A 23,813-nucleotide genomic window follows, 5' to 3' on the forward strand; every position below is an offset into this window, starting at 1 on the left:
TAGAGATGACAGTCACATGTCCCGACGCCAGGGTAGCGGCAGTTCTCTGGATCGGTGCAGGGCGGACCACCTCGGGAATCGGTACACGTGATCGATGTGCTAGCTTGGCGTCGTGCAGCGCTATTTCTGGTTTACGAAGTCGGCCCCGGGTGGGCACGGCGGCGTGAACCTGCGCTGACCAGACCACCCCGAGCCGGAATTCACACCGGCTCGGCGAGTTCCCGCGGGTCGGTATCCCTTCGAAAGGAACCAGACCCGCGATGTCTCCCTCCGCTGACACCCTGATCGCCCTCGACGGGCACCGCACGGCGGCCATCAACCCGCTGCTGTCGCCCGCGATGCTGCGGCACGAACATCCGATGACGGCGGAAACCGCCGATACCGTCCTAGCCGGGCGGGCCTCGGCCGTCGACATCCTCGACGGCCGGGACGACCGGCTCCTCGTCGTCGTCGGGCCCTGCTCGGTGCACGACGCGGACGCCGCGCTCGACTACGCCCGCCGCCTCGCCGCCAAGGCCGAAGAACACCGCCGCGACCTGCACATCGTCATGCGCGTCTACTTCGAGAAGCCGCGGACCACGCTCGGCTGGAAGGGCCTGATCAACGATCCGGGCCTCGACGGCACCTACGAGGTCAACCACGGTCTCCGGATGGCGCGCAAACTGCTGCTCGACATCTCCGCGCTCGGCCTGCCGGTCGGCTGCGAATTCCTCGACCCGATCACCCCGCAGTTCATCTCCGACACCGTGACCTGGGGTTCCGTCGGCGCACGGACCGCGGCGAGCCAGGTGCACCGGCAGCTGTGCAGCGCGCTGTCGATGCCGGTGGGGATCAAGAACTCGACCGAGGGCGACGTCCAGGTGGCCGTCGACGCCACCCGCGCGGCCGGGGCGAGCCACGTGTTCGCCGGCATCAACCCCGACGGGCTCGCCGCGCTGATCACCACCGCGGGGAACGAGGACTGCCACGTGATCCTTCGCGGCAGCTCCGCCGGTCCGAACTACGACCCCGCGACGGTGGCCGACACGCTGGCGCGGCTGGCGAAGTCAGGGCTGCCGGAGCGCGTGATCATCGACGCGAGCCACGGCAACAGCGCGAAGGACCACGTGCGGCAGGCCGCGGTGGTGCGGGAACTCGCCGGGCGGATCGGTGCCGGTGAGCGGGGCATCGCGGGGCTGATGCTGGAAAGCTTCCTGGTGGCGGGGCGGCAGGACCTGACGCTGGGCTCGGCCGCATCACTGACTTACGGGCAGTCGATCACGGACGCTTGCCTGGGATGGGACACGACCGCGGAGCTGCTGGACACCCTCGCGGAGGCTGTCGACTCGCGGCGCTGACTTCCTTCCCCGCGGGCGGCGTGTGTGTCATGAGGGGTCCCCATGGGACGAAATCCGTCCTAAGGGGACCCCTCATGACACTTCGCGGGTCCTGCGGCTGGGTCCGGTTCCGGGGCCTGCCACGAGTGTCATGAAAGGGTCGTTCAGGACGAAAAACGTCTTGAACGACCCTTTCATGACATCCGGACCGAGCGGCCTACCGGTGCCAGTAGGACTCGATGATCCCCCACCGCTGGAAGTTGTGCCGCGCGTCCGCCAGAGCGTCGTGCTGGTCGTCCGGGGCCGCCGGCAGCTTCGGCTTGCCCGCGTCCTCCCAGCGTTGCCGCAGGTCACGGGTGAAGCGAGGCAGCTGCCGCGGCAGCGCGGGCATCGGCCCCCACAGCTGCGCCAGCGCGACGTGGTCATAGGCGGCGAACCAGGCCCACAGTTCGATCCCGCCGGGCGGCTTGCCGAAGAACTCGAGCAGATCCGTGCGGATCTTCTCGCGGCTGCGCCACGCCGGGTCGGCGGGCGACGGGAGTTTCGGGAGCACGTTGTCACGGACCCAGGGGCCGGCCTTGCCGGGATCGAAATCGGTCGAGACCGCGTAGAACTCGCGGCCTCTTTCGTCCACGACACCGATCGACACCAGATCGATGGTCACGCCGTCCTCAATGAATTCGGTGTCGTAGAAAAAGCGCACCGCAGAACCCTAGTGGGGCCTCAGCCGACCTTGGTGTCCGGGATACGGGCGACGTCCTGGGCGGAGGGCTGCGCGGGCACCTTCGGGCGGAGTCCCGCCTCGTCGGCGGCGAGCAGTTCCTTCGCCTTGGCGGCGTAGATGTCGACGTACTCCTGGCCGGAAAGCTCCATGAGCGCGTACATGATCTCGTCGGTGATGGACCGCTCGATGAAGCGGTCACCGGCGAGACCCTCGTAGCGCGAGAAGTCGAGCGGCTTGCCGAAGCGGATCTCGAGACGGCGCGGCCACCACATCTTCGAGCCGATCGGGTTGACCTTGTCCGTGCCGACCATGGCGACCGGGACCACGAGACCGCCGGACTCGAGCGCGATCCGCGCGACGCCGGTCTTGCCCTTGTACAGGCGGCCGTCCGGGGAGCGGGTGCCCTCGGGGTAGATGCCGAGGAGGTGCCCCTCGCGGACCAGCCGGGTCGCCGTGTCGAGCGCGGCCTGCGCCGCGTTGCCGCCGGAGCGGTCGATCGGGATCTGGCCGACACCGCTGAAGAACCACTTCTTCAGCCGGCCCTTGATGCCCTTCTCGGTGAAGTACTCCGACTTGGCCGGGAAGGTCACCTTGCGCTTGACCCGCAGCGGCATGAAGAAGGAGTCCGCCACCGCGAGGTGGTTGCCCGCGAGGATCACGCCACCGTCGTCGGGGATGTTCTCCGCACCGACCACCTTGGTGGGCCACAGCGCCTTGAGCAGTGGCCCGATAAACACGTGTTTCATGAGCCAGTACAGCACTGCGAAAACTCCTCCTAGCAGCTCAACCCCTGTGCCCGATGGTCAAGACTACGAACCGCGCACCCCCGGCACAACGAAGTCCACCCGGTTACCCGCACCCAGCGACGGATCTCACACCCGATCCGGCCCGATTCCGGCAGTGGCCGGGGGCCCACAAGCCGCTCCGGTCGTGCGAACATAGTAGACCTACCCAGCTCTCACGGAAGGCGATCGCATGGCCGTCCTCGCCGGCGCGGAACCGTTCGCTCATACCGGTTCGACCGAAGCAGGGTTCCTGCTGTGCCACGGGTTCACCGGTACCCCCGCGAGTATGCGGCCCTGGGGCGACCACCTGGCCGAGGCCGGATACACCGTGCGCTGCCCGCTGCTGCCCGGACACGGGACCCGATGGCAGGACATGAACCGGACAGGCTGGGAAGACTGGTACGGCACGGTCCGCGAGGAGCTGCTGGCGCTCTTCTCGACCTGCGACTCGGTCTTCGTCGCCGGGATGTCGATGGGCGGGACGCTGACCCTGCGGCTCGCCGAGGAATTCGGCGACCGGATCGCCGGGATCGTCCTGGTGAACCCGTCGGTCCTGACGCTGCGGTGGGACGCCAAACTGCTGCCCGTGCTGTCGCGGATCCTGCCGTCGGTGCCGGGCGTGGCCAACGACATCGCGAAGCCGGGCGAGAAGGAGCTGGCTTACTCGCGCACGCCCGTGCGCGCGGCGGCGAGCCTCGCGAAACTGTGGAAACTCACCCGCGCGGACCTGCCCAAGGTGACCCAGCCCGTGCTCCTGCTGCACTCGGCCGTCGACCACATCGTGGAGCCGGTCAACTCGCAGGTGATCCTCGACGGGATCGGCAGCGACGACGTCACGGAGGTGGTGCTGGAGAACAGTTTCCACGTCGCCACCCAAGACCACGACGCAGGCCTGATCTTCACGCGTACGGTGGACTTCGCCCGGTCCGTGCGCCGGGCGGGACAGGTGGACGCCGGATGAACAGAGGCAAGGACGGGCCGGAGGACGTCGACGCGACGTTCGCCGAGATCGTGGCCGACCTCCGTGCGGAGGGCGTCGGGCTGTTCCCCGAAGAGGACCTGGAGAGACCGGCCGGGAAATCCGCGGAAAAGGCGGAGAAGGCTGAGACTTCTTCGGAGAAGGCACCCCGCCCCGAGGCGACGGAACCCGAATCCGAACCTGGCTGGCGAGGCGGCGGCACCAGCTGGGACAAGACCGTCTTCGAGGGCGACCCGGGGTCGAGCGACGACGAGGGCCACTTCGTGCCGCCCGAGCCGCCTCCCCTGCCGCGTCCGCGCAAGGGCGCGTTCGTCGTCCTGCTGTTCTTCTTGCTGGGACTGCTGCTCCTGATCGCGCCCACCCTGATCGGCATGGGCACGCGGCTCGGCACGCCGCTCGGCATCCTCGCCCTCGCGACCGCGATAGCGCTGCTCCTGCTGCGGGTGCGCCAGGGGCCGCCGCCCGGTGCGGACCCGCACAACGGCGCACAGGTCTGAACTGCCGGACAATTCCGACCATGAAGATCGACTTCACTCCCTCGCGCCGGTCGACGGTCGGCGCGGAATGGGAACTCGCCCTCGTCGACCGGCGGACCGGTGAACTCTCGTCCGTCGCGGAGCAGGTGCTCGACGCCGTCCGTCCGGACGGCGAGGAGGAGCACCCGAAGATCAAGCAGGAGCTGCTGCTCAACACCATCGAGGTGATCAGCGGGATCTGCGACACGATCGCCGAGGTCAAGGCCGATCTGAACACCTCGCTCGACGTCGTGCACTCGGTGCTCGACCCGCTGGGTGTGGAGCTGTTCTCGGCCGGGTCGCATCCGTTCTCGACGTGGTACCAGCAGAAGGTCACCGACAAGGAGCGGTACGCCAAGCTCATCGACCGGACCCAGTGGTGGGGACGGCAGATGCTGATCTACGGCGTCCACGTGCACGTCGGCCTCGACCACCGCGACAAGGCCCTGCCGATCCTGGACGCGCTGCTCAACTACGCGCCGCATCTGCAAGCGCTTTCGGCGTCGTCGCCGTACTGGGGCGCGGAGGACACCGGGTACGCGTCGAACCGCGCGCTGATGTTCCAGCAGCTGCCCACGGCGGGATTGCCGTTCCAGTTCCGGAAGTGGGAGGAGCTGGAGAGCTACGTCGACGACATGTTCACCACGGGCGTGATCGACCACTTCTCCGAGATCCGCTGGGACGTCCGGCCCGCCCCGCATTTCGGGACGATCGAGATGCGCGTCTGCGACGGGCTGCCGACGCTGGAGGAGGTCGGCGCGATCTCCGCGCTGACCCAATGCCTTGTCGACGACTTCAGCGCCCGCCTCGACGACGGCGAGATCCTGCCGACGCTGCCGCCGTGGCACGTCCAGGAGAACAAGTGGCGGGCGGCGCGCTACGGCGTCGACGCGATCGTCATCCTCGACGCCGCGGGCAACGAGCGGCTGGTCACCGAAGACACCTACGACCTGCTGAACCGGCTCGAACCGGTGGCCCGGCGGCTGGACTGCGCCGACGAGCTGCGGTCGGTGGAGACTATCCTCCAGTACGGGCCCAGCTACCTGCGGCAGCGCGCGGTGGCGAAGCAGTACAACGGCAGCCTGCGCGCCGTCGTCGCTTCGCTCATCTCTGAGATGCGAGAGGGCACGATCCCGCGCTCCTAGCCCTCGCGTTTAGTCCTCTGAATGCGGTAGTTCGGCGTCGAATTACCGCATCGAGAGGACTAAACGCGGTCGAGGTGGCCCAAGAGGGTGCCGGGGCCGAAGGCGGAAGCGCCCACGGCCTCGACGCGGGAACGCAGTTCGCGGTCGGCCGTCACCACGACGACGTGGTCGTCCGGGCCGGCCTCGCGAGCGGACCGGGCGACGGCGACGATTTGGGAGTCCCCGTCCGTCTCGGCCTCGACGACCTCGACGCCGGGCACCGTTTCGACTCCGCGCGCCTTGCCTTCGACGACCAGCACGATCTTCGGCCACCACGACCATCCGTCGCCGCCGGGGAGCGCCGGATCGGCGAGCCCGGTCTCCGCCAGGATCGCGAGCTTGTCCCGCAGCCGTTCCGCGGCGCCGCGCCGGTCACGCCACCAGCCGTCCGGCCGCGAACCGACGACGTTCGCGCCGTCGACCACCAGTACCAGCCTGCGATCCAAGTGTTCCCTCAATCCCGGCCACGCCACCGCGAAATCCCGGTGCAACCGGAAGTCCGCGACCTGTCCCGCGCGGACCCAGCGCAGCTCGGCGCTCTCCGCGTTCTTCACCTTGGCCGCGAGCGTGCCGATCGGCGCGGCCAGGATCGTGGTGTAGCGCCAGTTCCCGTGGTCGACGTGCGACGCCGACAGCGGCCGGACCCGGGCGGGCGGGATGTCGGCCTCCTCGTGCGCCTCGCGGGTGGCGGCCTCTCGTGCGCTCTCCCCCGCCTCGACGGCGCCTCCGGGCAACGCCCAGGTGCGTCCATGATGGACCCACCACGCCCGGCGTTGCAGCAGGACACCGCGCGCGGGATCGGACAGCAGCAACCCGGCGGCGCCGTTCAAGCCCCAGTGAAGGTGCCCGAAGTCGCACTTCACGAAGCCGTTGCCGTCTTCCCGGGTCACGCTTTCAGCCTGTCACACCGACCTCGGCTCCGGGAGCCTTCGCCGCGTCGACGGCGAGTGCCGCGGCGCCCACGATGGCGGAATCGTCGCCATGGTGCGCGGCCCGGATCCGGGCCAGCGGACGGTGCCCGGCACCGGTGATCTTGCCCGCGTAGCGTTCCCGCGCCTCGTCGAGGAACAGCGGGGCCGATTCGGACACTCCGCCGCCGATCACGATGATCTCAGGGTCGAAGACGTCGGCGACCAGCGCCAGGCCCTCGGCCAGCCATTTCGCGAGTTCGGTCATCGCGCGCTGGGCGATCGGGTCGCCGTCGCGGGCCGCGCCCGCCACCCGGCGCCCGGTCACCGAACCCGGGTCTCCCCTGGTCTCGCGAGCCAGCACGGTCGAGCGGCCGGGATGCCGCGCGAGCAGCTCCACCGCCGTCGCGGCCAGCGCCGTCCCGCTGCAGTACCGCTCCCAGCAGCCGTACTTCCCGCACGGGCAGGGCCGACCGCCGGGGACGACGGTCAGATGCCCGAGTTCCGGCGCGACCCCGTGCGCGCCCCGGTAGATCTTGCCGTCGAGCAGCAGACCCGCGCCGATCCCGGTGCCGAGCGCGATCAGCGCGGCGACATGGGCGCCGCGGGCGGCCCCGAACCGGTACTCGCCGACCGCGGCCGCGTTCACGTCGTGTTCCAGGGTCACCGGCAGGCCGACGCGCTTTTCGATGCGTTCGGCGACCGGCGCGGCACGCCAGGACAAATGCGGCGCGAACATCACCGTCCGCCGGTCCTTGGCGACGAAACCGGCGACCGCCAGCCCGACACCGGAGACGTCGTGCCGGTTGCGGAGGTCTTCGACGACCCCGGCGATGGCGTCTTCGAGCGCGTCCTCCTCGCCAGGCGTTCCGACCCTGGCGGTGTCCATCAGCGAGCCGTGCTCGTCCACCACGCCGGCGCGCACACTCGTGCCCCCGACGTCCACCCCTATCGTCAGCAACTCAGTTCTCCCGGTCCGGTTGCCAGGCGTCGCGCCTGGTCACCGTGATGTGCTGGACCCGCGAAGCTCCCACCGGCGCATCTTCCCGCGCGGGCTCCTTCCGCGCAGGCTGGAACCCCGGCATGTGCACCCCGCCCTCGGGCTCCCAGCGATCGGCCAGCACCGCCCGCAGCAACGCGACGAGCTGCGCGGCCTGCTCCATCAGCCGGGCCACGAACTCGGGCCGCTCCCCGCGGAAGACCCCGACGATCGCGCAGAGCGGGCACCAGCCGCCGTCGGTGTCATGTTCCGAACAGCCGTGCCCGGCGGAGATCAGGCCCTCCAGCCACGGCGCGGCGTGCTCGACGACCAATTCGACCAGCAACCGGATCTCTTCGGCCAGCTTCAGGCCGTCGGACGGCGTGTGTCCACTGTTCTCGCTCACCCGGGTCCCCGGTTCCCGGCCAGGCTCACGACCAGGCCGTGCGCGTCGGATTCCGCACCGGTGATCCGGCACGGGCGCAACATCTCCGGCAGCGCGATGAGCCGCCGGAAACCGTCCACGGTGACGGCGAGATCATCGTCCACTCTGGCCAGGTCCACTTCGGAATCCCGGTGCAACGGCACGGCGATCCGCAGTTGATAGCCGTTGTCCGATTCGGACACCTGCAGGAGCGGGGTGACACCTTTTTCGGTTCCGGCCAAGGGATCCAGCCCTCGGTAGAGCTCGTACGCGATTTCCTGCAACGCCTCCAGGCCCACGGGCTCCACGGCGCGGTGCTCGACGGGCTTCACCTGATCGGGCCCGAATCCCGCGTCGCCGAGTTCGGCGAGGACGGCGTTCTGCTGGGTGCGCCTGGTCCGCATCCACGAGGCCGCGGCGCCGCGCCAGAACCCGGGCGCGGGCATCAGCCGGTTGACGATCAGGCCGTCGACCAGGATTCCGCGCAGGGCCAGGGAACTGAGCGTGCGGCGGGCTTCCGCGACGACGACACGTTCCGGCGTCAGGACGAGCCGCACGGTGGTGGTGGCCGGATCGGTCAGCAGGGTGCGCAGCGACTCCAGATGCGCGCCGAGCCGCCGCACCGCGGCCGCCGTCCGCCGGGCGCCCGGTTTGAACATCCTCGACAGGTAGCCCGAGACGGCTTCGGGCAAAGCCAGCAGGCGCAGGGTTTCCGCGGTCGGCCCGCAGTCGACGACGACCGTCTCCCAGGGACCGTGCTCGGCGAGCCGCTGGACCTCGGTGAGGGCGAGGAGTTCGTCGACGCCGGGCACCACGGTGAGTTCTTCGGCGTCGAGCGAGTCGAGGCCAGCGCCCGCGAGCGCGGCCTGCAGTTCCTGCCGTAGTTCGCGCCAGGTGCTGTCGACGAGGCCGCGGGTGTCGATCTGAACGGCGTGGAGAAGCGTGTCTACTTCGGACGGTTCGGCGCCGAGCGCGCGGCCGAAGGCGTCACCGAGGGAATGCGCCGGGTCGGTCGAGACGACCAGTGTCTTCCTGCCCCGCCCGGCCAGGGCCGCGGCGGTCGCCGCGGCCAGCGTGGTCTTGCCGACACCCCCTTTGCCGGTGAACAGCAGGATCCGCATGCCTACCCTTCGACTCAGGATGCCTCAGCGCGCTTCTTGAGCTCCTTGAGCGCGGTGTCCATGACCATTTTCTCGGCCTTGCGGCGCAGCAGCCCGATCATCGGCAGCGCCAGCTCGACGGACAGCGTATACGTCACCTTCGTGCGGCCGCCGCCCAGCGCTTCGAGGGCGTAACGACCGTTCTGGGCCTTCTGCATCTGCCCCTTGACCAGGTGCCAGCTGACTCCCCGGCCGTCGGCGTCCCAGTCGTACTCGAGGGTGTAGACGTCCTTGATCGGCCCGGCGTCGAGGGTGAGTTTCACCTGCTTGGCGCGGCCGTCGCCGTCCTCGCCGAGCACTTCGGTCTCCCGGACGGCCTTGGCCCATTCCGGGTACGCGGGAAAGTCGGCGATGACGGCCATGACCCGCTCGGGCTCGGCGTCGACCTCGATGGATTGCGTGGACTGCTCGGCCATGCCCCGAACTCTAGCCGGGCCCGCGTGTCACCAGCGAAGCACGTACGGCTGTGCCGTCTCTTTGAAGTGACCGACGTTACGGCATTCGGTCCTGCCGACCCTCGTCCGCGCGGACAGCGGCTGGTGGACGTGCCCGAAGACCGACCAGCGCGGCCGCTGTTCGCGGATGAGGTCCACCAGCGCCGCGGACCCGATCTCGGACCGCCGCGCGACCACGTCGTAGGTCAGTTCCGGGATGGCGGGCGGGATGTGGGTGCACAGGACGTCGATGTCCTCCAGCGTGCCGACCGCGGCGTCGTACTCCTCGCGGGTGCGCAGGTACGGGCGCCAGAAGCCGTTGCGGCGCGGGACCACGTTCGGCGGGAGCAGCGCGCCGCCGATGAATCCGAAGCGCAGCCCGCCGAACTCGGCCACGCCGCCGTCGAGGACGGAAATGCCGTCGCCGGCGAACTCGGGCCACAGCGAGGGGTCGTCGACGTTGCCGGGGGTCGCGAACGTCGGCGCGGTGAGGGCACCGAACAGGACGGAGTACTGGTCCTGGATGGCCTCGCCGACGGCGGCGGCGGGATCGGCCAAAGTGGCCCACAACGATCGCGAGAAGGCAACGGTCTCATCACGAGTGCCTTCACGCCGCAGCCGCGCGAACTCGCCGACCTTCTCGGCGCCGAACAGCGCGCCCATGATGCCCTTGTCGTGCTCGCGGTAGTCGACGAAGTCCAGCAGGTCGCCCAGCACGATCAGCGCGTCGGCGCCGTCGCCCGCGCGTTTGAGCGCGTCGGCGTTTCCGTGCACGTCCGACACCACGTGAACCCGCATGCCCACCCCTACTCGCTCCGGGGACCGACCCCGGGTTCGCGCCCGTCCTCCAGGACTTCCTTGAGCCCGAGCGCGATCGCCTTGGCGGCACGGGCGCGGCGGTCGAACTCCCGCCGCAGGTCCCGGGCCTGGAGCGCACGCGGCTCCCCGTCCGGACCGGCGGGAGTGGCACGCAGGAAGTAATGCAGCAGAGTGCCGTCGAGCACCGGCTCGAGCCAGACCTCCATGGTACCGATCAAGGCGCCGCGCACGGTCCAGCGCAATCCTTCGTCGCCGCGGTCGGTGTAGACCTCGAGAACGAGGTCCGGCCAGTAACGTGACCAAGATCGCGGATCGGCGAAAGCGGCGGCCACGGTGGAGGGCGGGACCACGAGGAAGGTCTCGTCGACGATGTCGAGAGCTGGCGGCGCCTGGTTCACAAGCGGCAGAATGTCATGCCCTCGGTATGGCCGATTCGTCAGCATGGTCTTAAGGTGCACGGCACGCTAAGTTGACTGGCGGGTAACACCGGTCACACCACTTTGCACGCGAACACGGAGGTTCCTCGTGCGCGAATACAGCGCCCCCGCCGCCAATCCGGTGACCGACGACGAGAACCTCGCGGACGTCGTCTGGGCGAACGCCGAGCGGTTCTCCGATGTCGTGAGTTTCCGCCGCCAGGTCGACGGTACCTGGTTGGACGTCACCGCCAAGGATTTCGCCGCCCAGGTTCTGGCCGTGGCCAAGGGAATGGCCAAGGCGGGCATCGCACCGGGCGACCGGATCGGGCTCATGTCCAAGACCCGCTACGAATGGACCCTGATCGACTTCGCGATCTGGGCCGCCGGCGCGGTCACCGTCCCGATCTACGACACCTCCTCGGCCGAGCAGGTCCACTGGATCCTTTCGGACTCGGCCGCGAAGGGCGTGTTCGTCGAGACCGACGAGCACCTCGCGACGCTCGAATCCGTCAAGGGACGCCTCGGCACGCTGGAGCACACCTGGCAGATCGAGGCCGCCAAGCCCGCCGTCGACGCTCTCACCACGCAGGGCGCCGAGCTGAGCGACGACGATCTGCACGAGCGCCGCCGCACCGTGAAGGCGGGCGACCTCGCCACGATCGTGTACACCTCGGGCACGACCGGCCGCCCCAAGGGCGTCGAGCTGACCCACCGGAACCTCCTCGCCGAGATCCGCGCCGACATCGCCGCGTTCCCGCAGCTGATGGAGCAGGGCAACTCGCTGCTGGTGTTCCTGCCGCTCGCGCACGTCCTCGCCCGCGCCATCGCGGTGACCGCGCTCAGCGCGCGCGTGACCCTCGGGCACACGTCGGACGTCAAGAATCTCGTCGCCGACCTCGGCACCTTCCGGCCGACGTTCGTCGTCGCCGTGCCGCGCGTGTTCGAAAAGGTCTACAACAGCGCGAAGCAGAAGGCGCACGGTGACGGCAAGGGCAAGATCTTCGACGCCGCCGAAGCCACCGCCGTCGCCTACAGCCAGGCCCAGGACACCGGCGGCGCCGGGCTGGGCCTCAAGATCAAGCACGCGCTGTTCGACAAGCTCGTGTTCAGCAAGCTGCGCGCAGCGCTGGGCGGCCGGTGCGTCGCCGCGGTGTCCGGCGGTGCCCCGCTCGGCGTGCGGCTGGCGCACTTCTTCCGCGGCATCGGCGTCCCGGTGTTCGAGGGCTACGGCCTGACCGAGACGTCCGCCGCGGCCTGCGTCGGCACCCAGGACGGGTTCCGCGTCGGCACCGTGGGACGGCCGGTCGCCGGCACCTCGGTCCGGATCGCCGACGACGGCGAGATCCTGCTCAAGGGCGACGTCGTGTTCGGCGGCTACTTCAACAACGCCGAGGCGACCGCCGAAGCGCTGGAGGACGGCTGGTTCCACACCGGCGACCTCGGCGAGCTGGACAGCGACGGGTTCCTCAAGATCACCGGCCGCAAGAAGGAGATCATCGTCACCGCGGGCGGAAAGAACGTCGCGCCGTCCGGGCTGGAAGACACCATCAAGGCCAGCCCGCTGGTCAGCCAGGCGATGGTGGTCGGCGACCAGCGGCCGTTCATCGGCGCGCTGATCACCATCGACGAGGAGTACTTCCCGTCGTGGAAGTCGCAGCACGGCAAGGCTTCCGACGCCTCCGTGTCGGATCTGGCCGACGACGCCGAGCTGCGCGCCGAGATCCAGGAAGCCGTCGACCAGGCCAACAGCGCGGTGTCGCAGGCCGAGGCGATCAAGAAGTTCACGATCCTCTCGAAGGACTTCACCGAGGCGGGCGGGGAGATCACGCCGAGCCTGAAGCTGAAGCGCAACATCGTGAACAAGAACTACGCGAACGACATCGAAGCCCTGTACAAGAAGTAGCCGAAGGCGAGCGCGATTTAAGTCGGCTAAGTGCGGGCTCGCACTTAGCCGACTAAATGCGGGGGATCTCGGCGTCCCAGTCGATGTGGTGCCGGTACAGCCAGTTCCGGTCCCGGTCGGACGTCGTCGACGACGACACTGCGGCGCTGTTCGCCACCAGCTTCTCGACCCGCGTCCGCCGCAGCCGTTCGTAGGCCGCGAAAGCCGTTGGCGCGTCAGGAAGATCCCGCAGGCACTGCGCCAGCACGACACTGTCCTCCAGCGCCATCGACGCGCCCTGCCCGGCGGCGGGCGAGGCCGCGTGCGCCGCGTCGCCCACGAGCACCATCGACTCGTTGAACCACACCGGCGTCGAGGGGACGTCGTAGGAGTGACCGCCGAAGACGTCGTCCCCCGTCGACTCGATGATTTCCGCCGCGGGCAACGGTTCCCCGTCGAAAGTGACGAAGGCCGCCGTGCGCCATTCCTCCGGGGTCAGCCCGGACCGGACCCCTTCGGCGGAGGGAAGCCGCGCGAACCAGTACGTCGAGCCGTCGGGAGCGCTCGTGTAGCCGAAGAAGGCGTGCAGGCTCTGGATCATCCGGTACAGCGACGGCGCCTGCGGGACGCTCGCGTCGGTCGTGTAGCCGTAGACGACGTCGAGGCCCGTCGAGCGCGGCGGCGGGCACGACGGGTCGATGACGTTGCGGAGGACAGACCGCAGGCCGTCTGCGCCGATCAGGATGTCGCCCTCGGCGACGGTCCCGTCCTCGAAACGGGCGACACCCGGCGACGCGGAGACCAGCCGCTTCCCGCGTTCGACGGTGATCCCGCGCGAGATCGCTTCCTCTTGCAGCGCGCGATAAAGCACCGCCCGTTTCAAGGTGCGCGGTCCGGCGAGACCGTCCACATCGAACGACCGCTGATCGACGGTCTTCCCATCCGGCGTGACGAGCTCCAGCCCATCGGCGGCGAAGGAGTTCGCGATCACCGGCCCGTCTGCGCCGATCGCGCGCAGGGCGTCCATGCCGTTGTGCATGAGCGTCAGGAACGCGCCCGCGTCCTCGCCGCCGGACGCGTGCGCCTCGTGCACGCTCGCCTCGATCCCGGCCCGCCGCAACGCCATCGCGGTCACCGTGCCCGAGACGCCGCCGCCGATGATCACTGCCTTCACCGCGAACCCCCTGTCGTGTCGCCGACACCCGACGGTACCGGGGAATCGGCGACACGACAGAGGGGAATCACGCGCCGCCGCTGGCGACGATGTCGCCGTTGACCCCCTTCGGGAAGAACCCGCCTTCCTTCACCGGGCCCGGGTTCAGGTAGACGACGTTGAGCACCCGATCGGCGCCGCGGCCGAAGCAGACGCCGTTGTTGTCGGTGGGCACGATGTTGGCCTGGTTGCCGAGCAGGATGCCCTGATCGTCGTCGCCGGGCCCGTCGAGCGCGTCGCGGGCGTTGGAGATCTTGGCCGCCGCGTCGCCGAGGTCCCGGTCGAACAGGGACGTCCGGATGGTGGCGGCGTGATAGGCCTCGGCGGCCAGGATGCCGGCGGCCGCGTCCAGGAACGTCTTGTTGGTGATCAGCGGGGCCGCGCCCTTGTACGCCGTCACGCCGACGTCCTCGAACAGGAACGCCGCGAGCAGGAAGTTCTTCTCGTTGGCGAACGGGTCGAACTGCTGGTACTCGCTGATCAGCCCGGCCGCCTTCGCGGCGGCGGTGAAGCTGTCCTTGAGGTCGATCGCGGGCCGGGACACCGCGGCCTCGCCGAGCGCGCCGCGCAGGAACTTGACGTGCGCGACCTCGTCGCCCGCGATCTCCTTCGCGAACTGGTGCAGCGCCTTGTCGTGGAACATCACCTTCTTGCCGCCGGCCACCCCGCCCTGGGTGCCGACGCCGCCGGTGAGATCGTCCGGCAGCCCGCGACCGTGGACGGCGAAGGAGTAGAACTCGGCTTCGAGGTACTCCAGGTTGAGCGCGAAATTGAGCACGGCCGCGTCACTGGGAGCGCCCGCGGCGGCAGCGGCCTCACCCGTCGCCGAAGCGGACGACGTGGCCTGCACCCCGAGGTACGTCGCCCCGACGACACCGAGGCCCGCCGCGCCGGCGGCCTTCAAGAACCGGCGGCGATCCGTGCGGTTCTCGGCACTGCGCGATATCAGGGTGCGAACAAAAGGCTTTCCGAACACGAGTGGTTCCTCTCGTCTTTGCGGTGCACACCCACCCACTCGGACGTTCGGAACCACTCGTGGCCCGGATTGGAGAAGATCTCGGACCTGTTTTCGGGATACGTCCACCCTGTCACGGACGATGTCACGTGATTGGACGGACGACACCCGTGATCAGACGGACGACACGCGTGTCCAGGCAGACGGCTCGGCGCGTGACCCTGGCCGTGCGCGTGTCGTCCGTCCAATCACACGTGTCGTCCGTCTGAGCACGGGTGTCGTCCCCTTGATCACGCGTGCCCGCCTGAGCGGCGCCCCCGGCAGCCACGTTGCGAAAGCCACTTTCGCAACCTTGAAGGTTACGAAAGTGGCTTTCGCGACACGCACTCTTCGCCTGGACCTCGAACTAGTTCTTCGTCGCCGCGGCGAGGCGGACGCAGACGGCGAGACCGCGGATGGCCTCTTCGACCTCGGCCAGCTCGGGGAAGGTCGGGGCGATGCGGATGACGGCGTCCTCGGGGTCGTCGCCGTAGGGGTGCGTCGCGCCGGCCGGGGTCAGGGCGATACCCGCCTCCTTGGCCAGCCGCACGACCTCCTTGGCGGTCCCGGACGGCACGGTCAGCGAGATGAAGTACCCGCCGGTCGGCTTGGTCCAGGACGCGAGGCCCGATTCGCCGAGCTCCTTGGTCAGGATCTCGTCGACGGCCGCGAACTTCGGCCCGATGAGCTCGGCGTGCTTGCGCATGTGCTCGCGGACGCCGTCCTCGTCGCGCAGGAACTGCGCGTGGCGGAGCTGGTTGACCTTGTCCGGGCCGATGGTCCGCTTGCCGATGAGGCCGGTCCACCAGGCCAGGTTGGCCTCGGACGCGCCGAAGAAGCCGACGCCGCCACCGGCGTAGGTCACCTTCGAAGTCGAGCCGAAGACGAACACGCGGTCGGCGTTGCCCGCCTCTCCCGCCAGCGCGAACAGGTCGGCCAGCGGCGCCTCGACGTCGGTGAGGTGGTGCACGGCGTAGGCGTTGTCCCAGAAGATCCGGAAGTCCGGGGCGGCCGTGGTCATCGTGGCCAGGCGGCGCACGGTGTCGTCGCTGTAGGTGACGCCGGTCGGGTTGCTGTACTTCGGCACGCACCAGATGCCCTTGACCGCGGCGTCCTCGGCGACGAGACGCTCGACGACGTCCATGTCCGGGCCGGTCTCGGTGAGGGGGACCTGGACGAGCTCGATGCCGAAGCGCTCGGCCAGCGCGAAGTGCCGATCGTAGCCGGGCACCGGGCACAGGAACTTGACGCTCGGCTCGTCGGCCCAGCGGCGTTCGGCGCCCGGGAGCTTGCTGAGGAAGGCCTGCACGATCGAGTCGTGCATGAGCTCCAGGCTGGAGTTGCCCGCGGCCAGCAGCTGCTCGGCCGGGACCTGGAGCGGTCCGGCGAAGATGCGGCGGAGCTCGGGCAGGCCCTTGAGGCCGCCGTAGTTGCGGACGTCCGTGCCGTCCTCGGCCTTGCGCACGTCTCCGGGGAGGGCGAGCAGCCCGTCGGCGAGGTCCAGCTGGCGGGGGGACGGCTTGCCGCGGGTGATGTCCAGGGAGAGGCCACGGTCGACGAGGGCCGCGTAGTCGCGGCGGGCGCTCTCGACATCGACAGGTGCAGTGGTCATGCCTAACGCTAAACCCGGCGGTGGATCGGCGTGAGACGAGGGTGGCCCTCGGCCCGCGCGCGCAAGATCGGATAACGGTTCCGGCGCGTTTTTCACCATTCGTAACGAGGCCAAATCCCCTAGTGACGCCCCCACGTTTTCCCGCATTCTCGGTATCACGAGGAAAAGGGGAGAAAATGGAAGCGCAGAAATGGGCGGCGATCACACTGATGGCGGCGGGCGCCTTGGCCGCGTGCGCGGTACCCAATCAGGGAACGGCGACTCCGGCCGTCGCGGTGGCCGCTCCGCCGAACACGATCGTGATCCAGCCACCGGTAGCCGCGGCCCCGCCGCAGACGGTTTATGTCGCACCGCCCGCGACGCAGACCGTCTATCCCGCACCGTCGGTTCCCGTGGCGCAAACGGTGATCGCCTTCTACGACGCGCTCAACCGGCGTGATTTCCTCACCGCGTGGAATCTCGGGGGTCAGCGGCTGGCGAAAGGCGGCACTTATGCCTCCTGGAGCAACGGATACGCGACGACTTCGTGGGTGGCGCTCACCGTGCGGAACACGATCGGGAACACCGTGTACGTCGATCTCTCGGCCCGGCAGACCGATGGTTCGACGCGCGTTTTCTCCGGCTCCTACACCGTTTCCGGCGGCGCGATCACCGCGGCGAACATGAAACGCGTCTCCTGACCGGAAATTCAGAGCGCGGTCAGTTGCGAGATCTTCCACCGGCCGTCGACGCGCCGCGCGGTGACCGAGAGCTGGGAAACCGTCGACTGCGGGACGCCTCCCCCGGCCGCGATCGTCTGCTGGTCGAGGAACAACAGCACCTCGGCCTGGTCGCCGCGCAGGGACCGGACGCCGAGCGAGCGGACCGTCGTCGTGCGTACCAGCTTCTGCTCTTCGGCCCGTTTCCGCGCCGAGGCGAACTGGTCCCGGTACTGCCCGGTCGCCTCGCCGGTCAGCACGTCGGCCGCGGCCCGCTCGGTCCGCGCCAGGTTGCTGTAGTCGTAGGAGAAGACGGCTTTCACCCCGGCGCCGACCTGGTCGGCGACCTCGGCCGTGGCTGCCTGGTCCACGAGCGCCGCGTTGCCGTCCGAGCCCAGCGAGGACGCCTGGAGGCCGAACCACACCGCGCAGCCGGTGGCCAGGACGATGATCGCGATCAGCAGCCGCGGGGTGCGCCCGGTCACGAGCCCGCCGCCTGTACCGCGCTGACCTTCCAGCCGTCCTCGACGCGCTGGTAGTCGACGGTCAGCCTGCTCACCTTGGGCGCGGCCGATCCGCCGCCGGTGCTGACCTTCACGTCCAGCACCGCCATGAGCCTCGCCGTGCCGGCGGTGGCGTCGAGTTCGGTGACCGCGGCCTGCTTGAGCTTGGCGGTGGCGACGGTCTTGCTCGTGTTCGCCCGGTCGATCTGGATCTGCCGGTCGCCGGTGAGGTCCTTGCCGAGCCGTCCGGTGGTGACGCCGAGCCAGCGGTCGACGTCCTGGGCCCCGCTGCGGTAGTCGATCGTGTTGAGCACTTCGAGCTGACCGGACGCGGCGGCGAGCACGGCCTCCCGTTCGCGCCCCCTGGCCAGGCCGTCGTCCCGGGCGGCGCTCCACCACGACCAGCCGGACCAGGCGGCCGCGAGGACCGCCAGCACGGCGACGACGGTGAGGGCGCGGGTGAGCACTACTTGCCACCCAGCAACGCGCCCAGACCGCCCGGCGCGGATCCGGTGAGCAGGTTCAGCACTCCCGGCAACTGGGCGGATTCCGCCGCCTGCGGGGTCTGCTTCGGCTTTTCCGGGACCGCGGGCGGCTTCCCGGCGTACGGGGCGTTCTGCGAGCCTCGCACGCCTGTGGGGCTTCCCGGCGGCTCGGCGCAGTAGGCCTGGGTGTTCACCGGCGCTTCGGTGGTGTCGTTGGCGGGACGCTGTTTGGTGCCCTCGTAGCCCTTCGTGCACGAGACCGGGTCGAAGAAGTTGAACACGACGCCGAGATGGCCCGTGCCGTCCGGCGACGTCGACCGCGAGAACGCCGAGATGATCGGGTACGCGACGAGGAGTTCCTCGATCGCGTCGGTGCGGGCGGAGGTGATCTGCGCGGTGGTGAGCGTGTTCGCGAACAGCACCCCGAGATCCGTCCCCGAAACCGCGAGGACGTCGCTGATCTGGCGGCTCAGCTTGGGCGCCTCGTCGATCACCCGCCGCAGATCCGGGTCGGACGTCTTCAGCTGCGCGGCGATCGTCTTGAGCCCGCTGGAGAACTGGGTGATGTTGTCCGCTTGGCGCCGCGGGGTGTCCAGCACCGTCCGCGAGTTCGCCAGCAGGCCCTGGGTGTCGGGCAGGTACTGGGTCGCGGTCGCGGTGAGCGAACCGGTGCTGTCCAGCAGCTGCCGCAGATCCGGGCCGGCGTTCGCGAACGCCTCGTAGGTCTCGTCGACGACGGTCTTCAGCGATTCCGGCTTCACGCTCGACACCAATTTGTCCAAATTGGACAGCACGGTGTCCGGCGCGAGCGGGATCGAGGTCTTGTCCCGTGCGATGACGGAACCCTGCGCCAGATACGGCCCGTTTTCGTGCATGGGCAGCAGATCGACGTACTGCTCCCCCACCGCCGACCGGTTCGCGACCGCGGCCTTGGTGTCCGCGGGGATCTTCGGCGCGCCCGAATCGATGTCGAGCCCGAGGTCGACGCCCTGCTCGGTGAGCGTCATCGACGAGACCTTGCCGACCGCGACCCCGCGGTAGGAGACCTCGGCGTTGACGAAGATCCCGCCCGAGTCCACGAGCTGCGCGGTGACGAGGTAGCCGCGGGTGCCGAAGAGCCGGTCCAGCCCGGCGTACTTGCCGCCCGCGTAGACGACCGAAACCACCGCGATGACGAGGAACACCGCCATCTGGATCCTGGTCTTGCGCGTGATCACCAGCCACCTCCCAGGATCGGCCCGAGGATCCCGCCGAGCACGCCGCCCAGGACGTCCCCTTGAGGCGTCTGGGCCTGCGGCGCCTGCGGGAGATCGCCGGGCAGCGGCAGCACCGGCGGCGCGGCGCCGCCAGAGAACGGGATCGCGCCGGGTGTGCCGGTGCCCTGAGACCCCGGCAGCTGGATGATCGGCTGCGACGAGTTGTTCATGTTCTCCAGGAAGGTGTCCAGGTTCAGGTCGATCTTGGCTTCGACGTTCGCGTAGTCGCCCTTGATCACGTTGCCCGCGTAGTCCGGGAACGGGTACGTGAGCAGGATCCGCAGCGCGGTCGGCAGGTCCTGTCCGGCCTCGGTCAGCTTCTTGAGCGTCGGCTGCAACGCGCGGAGATTCGCCACCAGCGAGTCCTTGCTGGCGTTGATCGTTTCGGTCGCGACTCCGGACAGCGTGTTCAGCGACTGGAGCATGCCGACGAGCTGATCACGTTGCTCGGTCACGACCTTGAGCCCCGGCGAGAGGTTGTCGAGCGCGTTCGTGAGGTTCTGCGTCTGGCCGACCAGGGTCTTGGACAGCTTGTCGACGCCGTCGATGGCGCGCAGGATCTCGCCCTTGTGCCCGTCGAGTTCGGTCGCCAGCTTGTCCACCTGGGACAGCAGCCCGCGGACCTCGGCCTCGTTGCCGGTGAGCGCTTCGTTCAGTTCGTGGCTGATCTTCTGGATCTGCTCGACCCCGCCGCCGTTGAGCAGCAGGGAAAGCGCGCCGAGGACCTCTTCGACCTCGGGGTTGCGGTTCGTGCGGTCCAGCGGGATCTTCGCGCCCTCGGCGAGCGCTCCCTGCGGCTTTTCGGGAGCGTGCAGGTCGACGAACTTCTCCCCCAGCAGGCTCGACTGCCGCAGTTCGGCCCGCGCGTTCGCGGGCAGCGCGATGTCGCCGTTGACGACCATGTTCACCCACGCCGAACGCGTGTCCGGCGCCAGGTCGATGTTCTCGACCCGGCCGACCGGGACGTCGTTGACCTTCACACTCGCCTGCGGTACCAGGTCGAGGACGTCGGAGAACTGCGCGGAAATCCGGTACGGGTGATCGCCGAGATCGGCGCCGCCCGGCAAGGGAGTGTTGTACAGCCCCGAGAAACCGCCGTCACTGCAGCCGGCGAGCACCAGGACACCCGCCATCACTCCCGCGATCTTCTGCCGTTGCCGCCTCATTTCGGGAGCCCCTTGGCCATGACGTCGATCAGCGGGAGCGGCAGCGGCGGCAATTCGCCACTCTGCAAAGAAGCGAGCACCTGCGGGATCGACGGGAGTTTCAGCGTGCCGTCGAGGACCGGCGCGAGCTGCTTGCAGATGTTGCCCAGCGCGTCCGGGATCGGCTTCGGCGTGCTCGCGCTGATCAGGCGGCACACGGTCAGGATCGGCGGATGTGTGAGCTCGTTCAGGTTGTCCCGCACCGCGATCGTGCCGGACGCCGCGTCGTAGGAGTTGATGAAGTTGGTCGCCCCGGTCGGCGCGATGTCGATCACCTCGGCGAGCGAGGCCCGCTGGTCCACGAGCACCTTCGTCAACCCGGCAAGTTTGTCCACATTGGACGAGAGCAGGTCCTTGTTCTCCGCCACGAACTTCTCGACGTCGCCCATCGCCGTCGCCAGCGAGTTCAGCGCGGCGCCCACGTCTTCGGAGTCCGCGGCGAGGAACCCGCTCACGTCCGCCGCCCGGCGGTAGAACTCGTTGAGCTGCTTGTCGCTTTCGGCCAGCGCGCCGGTGAAGGAGTTCAGGTTCTGGATCGTGGTGAACAGGTCGCCCTTGGAGCTGTCCAGTGTCTTGGCCAGTTCGGACAGCCGGGTCACCGTGGTGTTGAGGTTCTTCCCGTTGCCGTCGAGGTTCGCCGCCGCGGTGTCGAGCACGTCGGACAACGCGCCGTTCTTGTTGGCACCGTTGGGTCCCAGGCTGGTCGAGAGCTTGTCGAGGCTCGTGTAGAGGTCGTCGAGTTCGGCCGGTGTGGCCGTCTTCTCCTTGGCGATCACCGTGTCCGTGGCCATTTCCGGACCGCTCTCGTAGGCCGGGGTCAGCTGGACGTACCGGTCGCTCACCAGGCTCGGCGCGACGACGACGGCGCCCGCGTCGGCAGGAATCGGGGTACCGTCGTCGATCCGCATGTCGACCCGGACCGCCTCGCCCTGCGGCGTGACCCCGGTGATCTCGCCGACCTTCACCCCGAGCACCCGGACCGACGATCCCGCGTAGAGCCCGACGGTCTTCCCGAAGTAGGCGCTGATCCGCGTCCCGCCGGGTTCTTTGAACACCAGCCACAGGCCGGCCGTCACGATCAGCACGAGGACGCAGGCGAACGCGACCCAGGTGTAGACCGTGCGGGGTTTGCCGCTCATCGTCCGCCCACCCCCTGGTTCGGCGCCGCGATCGGCGGGGTGCAGCCCTCCGGGTTGACCTGGAAGGCGCCCGCGATGATCGTCGGCGGCAGCAGCCCGCACAGGTAGCCCTCGAACCAGCGCCCGTTCCCGGTCGCGTTGGCGCCGACGCGGGCGAACGGCGCCATCAGCGCGAGGCTGCGGTTGAGGTTGTCCTGGTTGCGCTGCAGGATGTCGGTGACCTTCCCGAGTTTTTCCAGCGTCGGCTTCATCTGCTGCCGGTTGTCGGCGACGAGCCCGGACAGCTGCGCGGAGACCTGTTGCGTGCCCTTGAGCAACGTGCTGATCGCGTCCTTCCGGTTCTGCAGTTCGGCGAGCAGGAGATTGCCGTCGTCGAGGATCCGTTTCAGCTGGGCGTTGCGGTCGGACAGTGTCTTGGACACCTTGCTCGTGTTGGCCAGCAACGTCTTCAGGTCACCGTCGCGGGAGGAGACCGTCTTGGACAAGGAGGAAAGACCGCCCAACGCGTCCTTCAGGTACTGAGGACTGTCCTTGAGAGCGTCGGAGAGGACGGTGAAACTCTTCGCCAGCTGCGCGGTGTCGATGTCGCCGACCGTGCCCGAAAGCTGCTGGAACGCGTCCTGGAGCTCGAACGGCGTCCGCGTGCGGTCGAGCCCGATCGTGGTGTTCGGATCCTGGCTCCCCTTGCCTTTCGGTGTCAGCGCGAGGAACTTCTCACCGAGCAGCGTCTTGATCTCGATCGACGCGGCGGTGGCGTCGCCGACCCTGACGTCCTTCACCCGGAACTTCACCAGCACCTTCTTGCCAGCCAATTCGACCGAGCTGACCTGGCCGACCTTGACCCCGGCGACCTGGACCTCGTTGTCCGGCGCCAGCCCGGCCGATTCGCCGAAGTACGCGGAGTACGTCGTCCCGCTGCCGAACAGCGGGATCCGGTCGGAGAAGTACGTCGTCGCCGTGACCAGCACGATCAGGATGAGCGCCACTCCGCCGACCACGGCCTGGTTGCGTTCCTTGAGTGGCTTCACGGCCCGCACCTCTCCGGTCGCTGCGTGCCGGGCAGCGGCGTGATCGGCAGTTCGATGTTGAGCGACTTGATGCCGATGCTGCCGGAGATCCCGCACAGGTAGTAGTTGAACCAGCTGCCGTAGCTCAGCGTCCTGGTGAACTTCTGCAGGTTGCCCGGCAGCACCTGCAGCAGATGGTCGATCAGCTGCTCCGAATCGCCGAGGTTCTGCGACAGCGCGCCGAGTTGCGCGACGTCGTCCTTGATGGCGGGCCGGGCGTCGGCGAGGAGTCCGGTGGTGGTGACGGTGAGGTCGCCCAGCGCCTTGACCGCGTCCCCGATCGGCTGTCGCTGCTCGGACAGCCCCGTGACCAGCCGCTGTGTCTGGTCGATCAGCTCGCCGAGTTGTGGCGAACGCTTCTCGACCGTGCCGAGCACGGTGTTGAGGTTCGCGATGACGTCACCGATGATCTTGTCCTTGCCCGCGATGGCCGAGGTGACCGACGCGGTGTGCGCGAGCAGGCTGGTGATCGTGCCGCCCTCGCCCTGGAAGACCTGGATGATCTCGTAGGAGAGCTTGTTGACGTCCTCGGGGTTCAGCGCGCGGAAGAGCGGTTTGAACCCGTTGAAGAGGACGGTCAGGTTCAGGGCCGGTTTGGTGCGTTCGGGCGGGATGATCCCGCCGCGCGGCAACGACTTCTCGTCCCCGATGTCCGTGCCGAGCGAGAGGTACCGCTGCCCGACCAGGTTGCGGTACTTGATGGTCGCGGTCACCGACGCCGGCAGCCGGTGACTGGTCTGGACGTCGAAGTGGACCTGGGCGAAGTTCTTCTCGCCCTCCTCGACCTCGATCTCGCCGACCTGCCCGACCTTCACGCCGACGATGCGGACGTCGTCGCCCTCCTTGAGACCGGACGCGTCGGTGAACTTGGCCGTGTAGCCCGAGGTCTCGCCGAAGTTGGTGTTCGCGATGGTGGCGCCGAGGACCGCGGTGAGCAGCACGGTGACCACGGCGAAGACGAGGATCTTGATCAGATCCGGAACGAAGGACCTCATCGGACCGCCCTCCCGCCGGCTGCGGCCCGGAGGCTGAAGGACGCTTTCACCGCATCAGACGCGGTGAAAGCTCCCTTCGCCGCGTCGCATGCGGTGAAAGGCCCCTTCAGCCCGGCCC

Annotated in this window: 25 protein-coding genes; 6 read left to right on the top strand and 19 right to left on the bottom strand. The window is 68.9% G+C overall.

Features of this window, described 5'->3' with window-relative positions:
• Positions 1 to 260: 260 nt before the first annotated feature.
• Positions 261 to 1,337, top strand: coding sequence for a 3-deoxy-7-phosphoheptulonate synthase (locus ACFWMR_RS27780; RefSeq protein ID WP_378380478.1), 1,077 nt, complete (start codon positions 261 to 263; stop codon positions 1,335 to 1,337).
• A gap of 196 nt (positions 1,338 to 1,533) precedes the next feature.
• Here the strand turns inward: ACFWMR_RS27780 and ACFWMR_RS27785 are convergent, their stop codons facing one another.
• On the bottom strand, positions 1,534 to 2,019 hold the full coding sequence (locus ACFWMR_RS27785; RefSeq protein ID WP_093938026.1) for a polyadenylate-specific 3'-exoribonuclease AS: 486 nt from the start codon (positions 2,017 to 2,019) through the stop codon (positions 1,534 to 1,536).
• Positions 2,020 to 2,039: 20 nt separating this feature from the next.
• A complete protein-coding gene (locus ACFWMR_RS27790; protein ID WP_093938025.1) occupies positions 2,040 to 2,801 on the bottom strand; it encodes a lysophospholipid acyltransferase family protein in 762 nt (253 codons plus the stop codon).
• Between the two features lie 214 nt (positions 2,802 to 3,015).
• On the opposite strand from ACFWMR_RS27790, the gene ACFWMR_RS27795 reads away from it, so the two are divergent.
• From ACFWMR_RS27795 to ACFWMR_RS27805, 3 genes are read left to right on the top strand one after another with little or no spacing between them, the layout of a single operon-like run.
• Positions 3,016 to 3,786: an alpha/beta hydrolase gene (locus tag ACFWMR_RS27795; RefSeq protein WP_378380479.1), complete on the top strand. Its 771-nt coding sequence runs from the start codon at positions 3,016 to 3,018 to the stop codon at positions 3,784 to 3,786.
• On the top strand, positions 3,783 to 4,301 hold the full coding sequence (locus ACFWMR_RS27800; protein WP_378380480.1) for a hypothetical protein: 519 nt from the start codon (positions 3,783 to 3,785) through the stop codon (positions 4,299 to 4,301). The genes ACFWMR_RS27795 and ACFWMR_RS27800 overlap by 4 nt, the downstream gene beginning before the upstream one ends.
• A gap of 20 nt (positions 4,302 to 4,321) precedes the next feature.
• Positions 4,322 to 5,464: a glutamate--cysteine ligase gene (locus ACFWMR_RS27805; RefSeq protein ID WP_378277671.1), complete on the top strand. Its 1,143-nt coding sequence runs from the start codon at positions 4,322 to 4,324 to the stop codon at positions 5,462 to 5,464.
• A gap of 59 nt (positions 5,465 to 5,523) precedes the next feature.
• Here the strand turns inward: ACFWMR_RS27805 and ACFWMR_RS27810 are convergent, their stop codons facing one another.
• From ACFWMR_RS27810 to ACFWMR_RS27840, 7 genes are read right to left on the bottom strand one after another with little or no spacing between them, the layout of a single operon-like run.
• A complete protein-coding gene (locus ACFWMR_RS27810) occupies positions 5,524 to 6,393 on the bottom strand; it encodes an NUDIX domain-containing protein (protein WP_378380481.1) in 870 nt (289 codons plus the stop codon).
• A gap of 4 nt (positions 6,394 to 6,397) precedes the next feature.
• On the bottom strand, positions 6,398 to 7,357 hold the full coding sequence (locus ACFWMR_RS27815) for an ROK family protein (RefSeq protein WP_093938020.1): 960 nt from the start codon (positions 7,355 to 7,357) through the stop codon (positions 6,398 to 6,400).
• A gap of 16 nt (positions 7,358 to 7,373) precedes the next feature.
• Positions 7,374 to 7,796, bottom strand: coding sequence for a hypothetical protein (locus ACFWMR_RS27820; RefSeq protein WP_093938019.1), 423 nt, complete (start codon positions 7,794 to 7,796; stop codon positions 7,374 to 7,376).
• Complete coding sequence (locus ACFWMR_RS27825) at positions 7,793 to 8,935, bottom strand: ArsA family ATPase (RefSeq protein WP_378380482.1); 1,143 nt, start codon at positions 8,933 to 8,935, stop codon at positions 7,793 to 7,795. Before ACFWMR_RS27825 ends, ACFWMR_RS27820 begins: the two co-directional genes overlap by 4 nt.
• A gap of 14 nt (positions 8,936 to 8,949) precedes the next feature.
• The gene (locus tag ACFWMR_RS27830; protein ID WP_093938017.1) at positions 8,950 to 9,390 is read right to left on the bottom strand and encodes an SRPBCC family protein; all 441 of its coding nucleotides are present in this window, start codon (positions 9,388 to 9,390) and stop codon (positions 8,950 to 8,952) included.
• Positions 9,391 to 9,417: 27 nt separating this feature from the next.
• Positions 9,418 to 10,206: a metallophosphoesterase family protein gene (locus ACFWMR_RS27835; protein ID WP_378380483.1), complete on the bottom strand. Its 789-nt coding sequence runs from the start codon at positions 10,204 to 10,206 to the stop codon at positions 9,418 to 9,420.
• A gap of 8 nt (positions 10,207 to 10,214) precedes the next feature.
• On the bottom strand, positions 10,215 to 10,625 hold the full coding sequence (locus tag ACFWMR_RS27840) for a polyketide cyclase / dehydrase and lipid transport (RefSeq protein ID WP_167406370.1): 411 nt from the start codon (positions 10,623 to 10,625) through the stop codon (positions 10,215 to 10,217).
• A 127-nt stretch (positions 10,626 to 10,752) separates the two neighbouring features.
• Between ACFWMR_RS27840 and ACFWMR_RS27845 the strand changes: the two genes are divergently transcribed.
• The gene (locus tag ACFWMR_RS27845) at positions 10,753 to 12,549 is read left to right on the top strand and encodes an AMP-dependent synthetase/ligase (protein ID WP_378380484.1); all 1,797 of its coding nucleotides are present in this window, start codon (positions 10,753 to 10,755) and stop codon (positions 12,547 to 12,549) included.
• 52 nt (positions 12,550 to 12,601) lie between these two features.
• On the opposite strand, the gene ACFWMR_RS27850 is transcribed toward ACFWMR_RS27845, so the two are convergent.
• The 3 genes from ACFWMR_RS27850 to ACFWMR_RS27860 all read right to left on the bottom strand — a co-directional run bounded on the left by ACFWMR_RS27850 (position 12,602) and on the right by ACFWMR_RS27860 (position 16,347).
• The gene (locus ACFWMR_RS27850) at positions 12,602 to 13,702 is read right to left on the bottom strand and encodes an FAD-dependent oxidoreductase (RefSeq protein ID WP_378380485.1); all 1,101 of its coding nucleotides are present in this window, start codon (positions 13,700 to 13,702) and stop codon (positions 12,602 to 12,604) included.
• A 67-nt stretch (positions 13,703 to 13,769) separates the two neighbouring features.
• Positions 13,770 to 14,717 (bottom strand): ferritin-like domain-containing protein, encoded by a 948-nt coding sequence (locus tag ACFWMR_RS27855; protein ID WP_378277370.1) that lies wholly within the window; start codon positions 14,715 to 14,717, stop codon positions 13,770 to 13,772.
• A gap of 385 nt (positions 14,718 to 15,102) precedes the next feature.
• Positions 15,103 to 16,347: an aminotransferase class I/II-fold pyridoxal phosphate-dependent enzyme gene (locus ACFWMR_RS27860; RefSeq protein WP_378380486.1), complete on the bottom strand. Its 1,245-nt coding sequence runs from the start codon at positions 16,345 to 16,347 to the stop codon at positions 15,103 to 15,105.
• Positions 16,348 to 16,523: 176 nt separating this feature from the next.
• On the opposite strand from ACFWMR_RS27860, the gene ACFWMR_RS27865 reads away from it, so the two are divergent.
• Positions 16,524 to 17,027 carry a hypothetical protein gene (locus ACFWMR_RS27865; protein WP_378274391.1) on the top strand — a complete coding sequence of 168 codons (504 nt, stop codon included), beginning with the start codon at positions 16,524 to 16,526 and terminating at the stop codon, positions 17,025 to 17,027.
• Between the two features lie 8 nt (positions 17,028 to 17,035).
• Here the strand turns inward: ACFWMR_RS27865 and ACFWMR_RS27870 are convergent, their stop codons facing one another.
• From ACFWMR_RS27870 to ACFWMR_RS27900, 7 genes are read right to left on the bottom strand one after another with little or no spacing between them, the layout of a single operon-like run.
• Positions 17,036 to 17,530 carry a hypothetical protein gene (locus ACFWMR_RS27870; RefSeq protein ID WP_378380488.1) on the bottom strand — a complete coding sequence of 165 codons (495 nt, stop codon included), beginning with the start codon at positions 17,528 to 17,530 and terminating at the stop codon, positions 17,036 to 17,038.
• Entirely contained in the window at positions 17,527 to 18,015 is a 489-nt protein-coding gene (locus ACFWMR_RS27875; RefSeq protein ID WP_378380490.1) for a hypothetical protein, read from the bottom strand. The genes ACFWMR_RS27870 and ACFWMR_RS27875 overlap by 4 nt, the downstream gene beginning before the upstream one ends.
• Complete coding sequence (locus ACFWMR_RS27880; RefSeq protein WP_378380491.1) at positions 18,015 to 19,250, bottom strand: MCE family protein; 1,236 nt, start codon at positions 19,248 to 19,250, stop codon at positions 18,015 to 18,017. Before ACFWMR_RS27880 ends, ACFWMR_RS27875 begins: the two co-directional genes overlap by 1 nt.
• Positions 19,247 to 20,455, bottom strand: coding sequence for an MCE family protein (locus ACFWMR_RS27885; protein ID WP_378380492.1), 1,209 nt, complete (start codon positions 20,453 to 20,455; stop codon positions 19,247 to 19,249). The genes ACFWMR_RS27880 and ACFWMR_RS27885 overlap by 4 nt, the downstream gene beginning before the upstream one ends.
• On the bottom strand, positions 20,452 to 21,633 hold the full coding sequence (locus ACFWMR_RS27890; RefSeq protein WP_378380493.1) for an MCE family protein: 1,182 nt from the start codon (positions 21,631 to 21,633) through the stop codon (positions 20,452 to 20,454). The genes ACFWMR_RS27885 and ACFWMR_RS27890 overlap by 4 nt, the downstream gene beginning before the upstream one ends.
• On the bottom strand, positions 21,630 to 22,661 hold the full coding sequence (locus ACFWMR_RS27895) for an MCE family protein (protein WP_378380494.1): 1,032 nt from the start codon (positions 22,659 to 22,661) through the stop codon (positions 21,630 to 21,632). The genes ACFWMR_RS27890 and ACFWMR_RS27895 overlap by 4 nt, the downstream gene beginning before the upstream one ends.
• Positions 22,658 to 23,695 carry an MCE family protein gene (locus tag ACFWMR_RS27900; RefSeq protein WP_378380495.1) on the bottom strand — a complete coding sequence of 346 codons (1,038 nt, stop codon included), beginning with the start codon at positions 23,693 to 23,695 and terminating at the stop codon, positions 22,658 to 22,660. The genes ACFWMR_RS27895 and ACFWMR_RS27900 overlap by 4 nt, the downstream gene beginning before the upstream one ends.
• Between the last annotated feature and the right edge of the window lie 118 nt (positions 23,696 to 23,813).

The organism is Amycolatopsis thailandensis (assembly GCF_042723255.1).
In the GTDB taxonomy this organism is placed as follows: Bacteria; Actinomycetota; Actinomycetes; order Mycobacteriales; family Pseudonocardiaceae; genus Amycolatopsis; species Amycolatopsis thailandensis.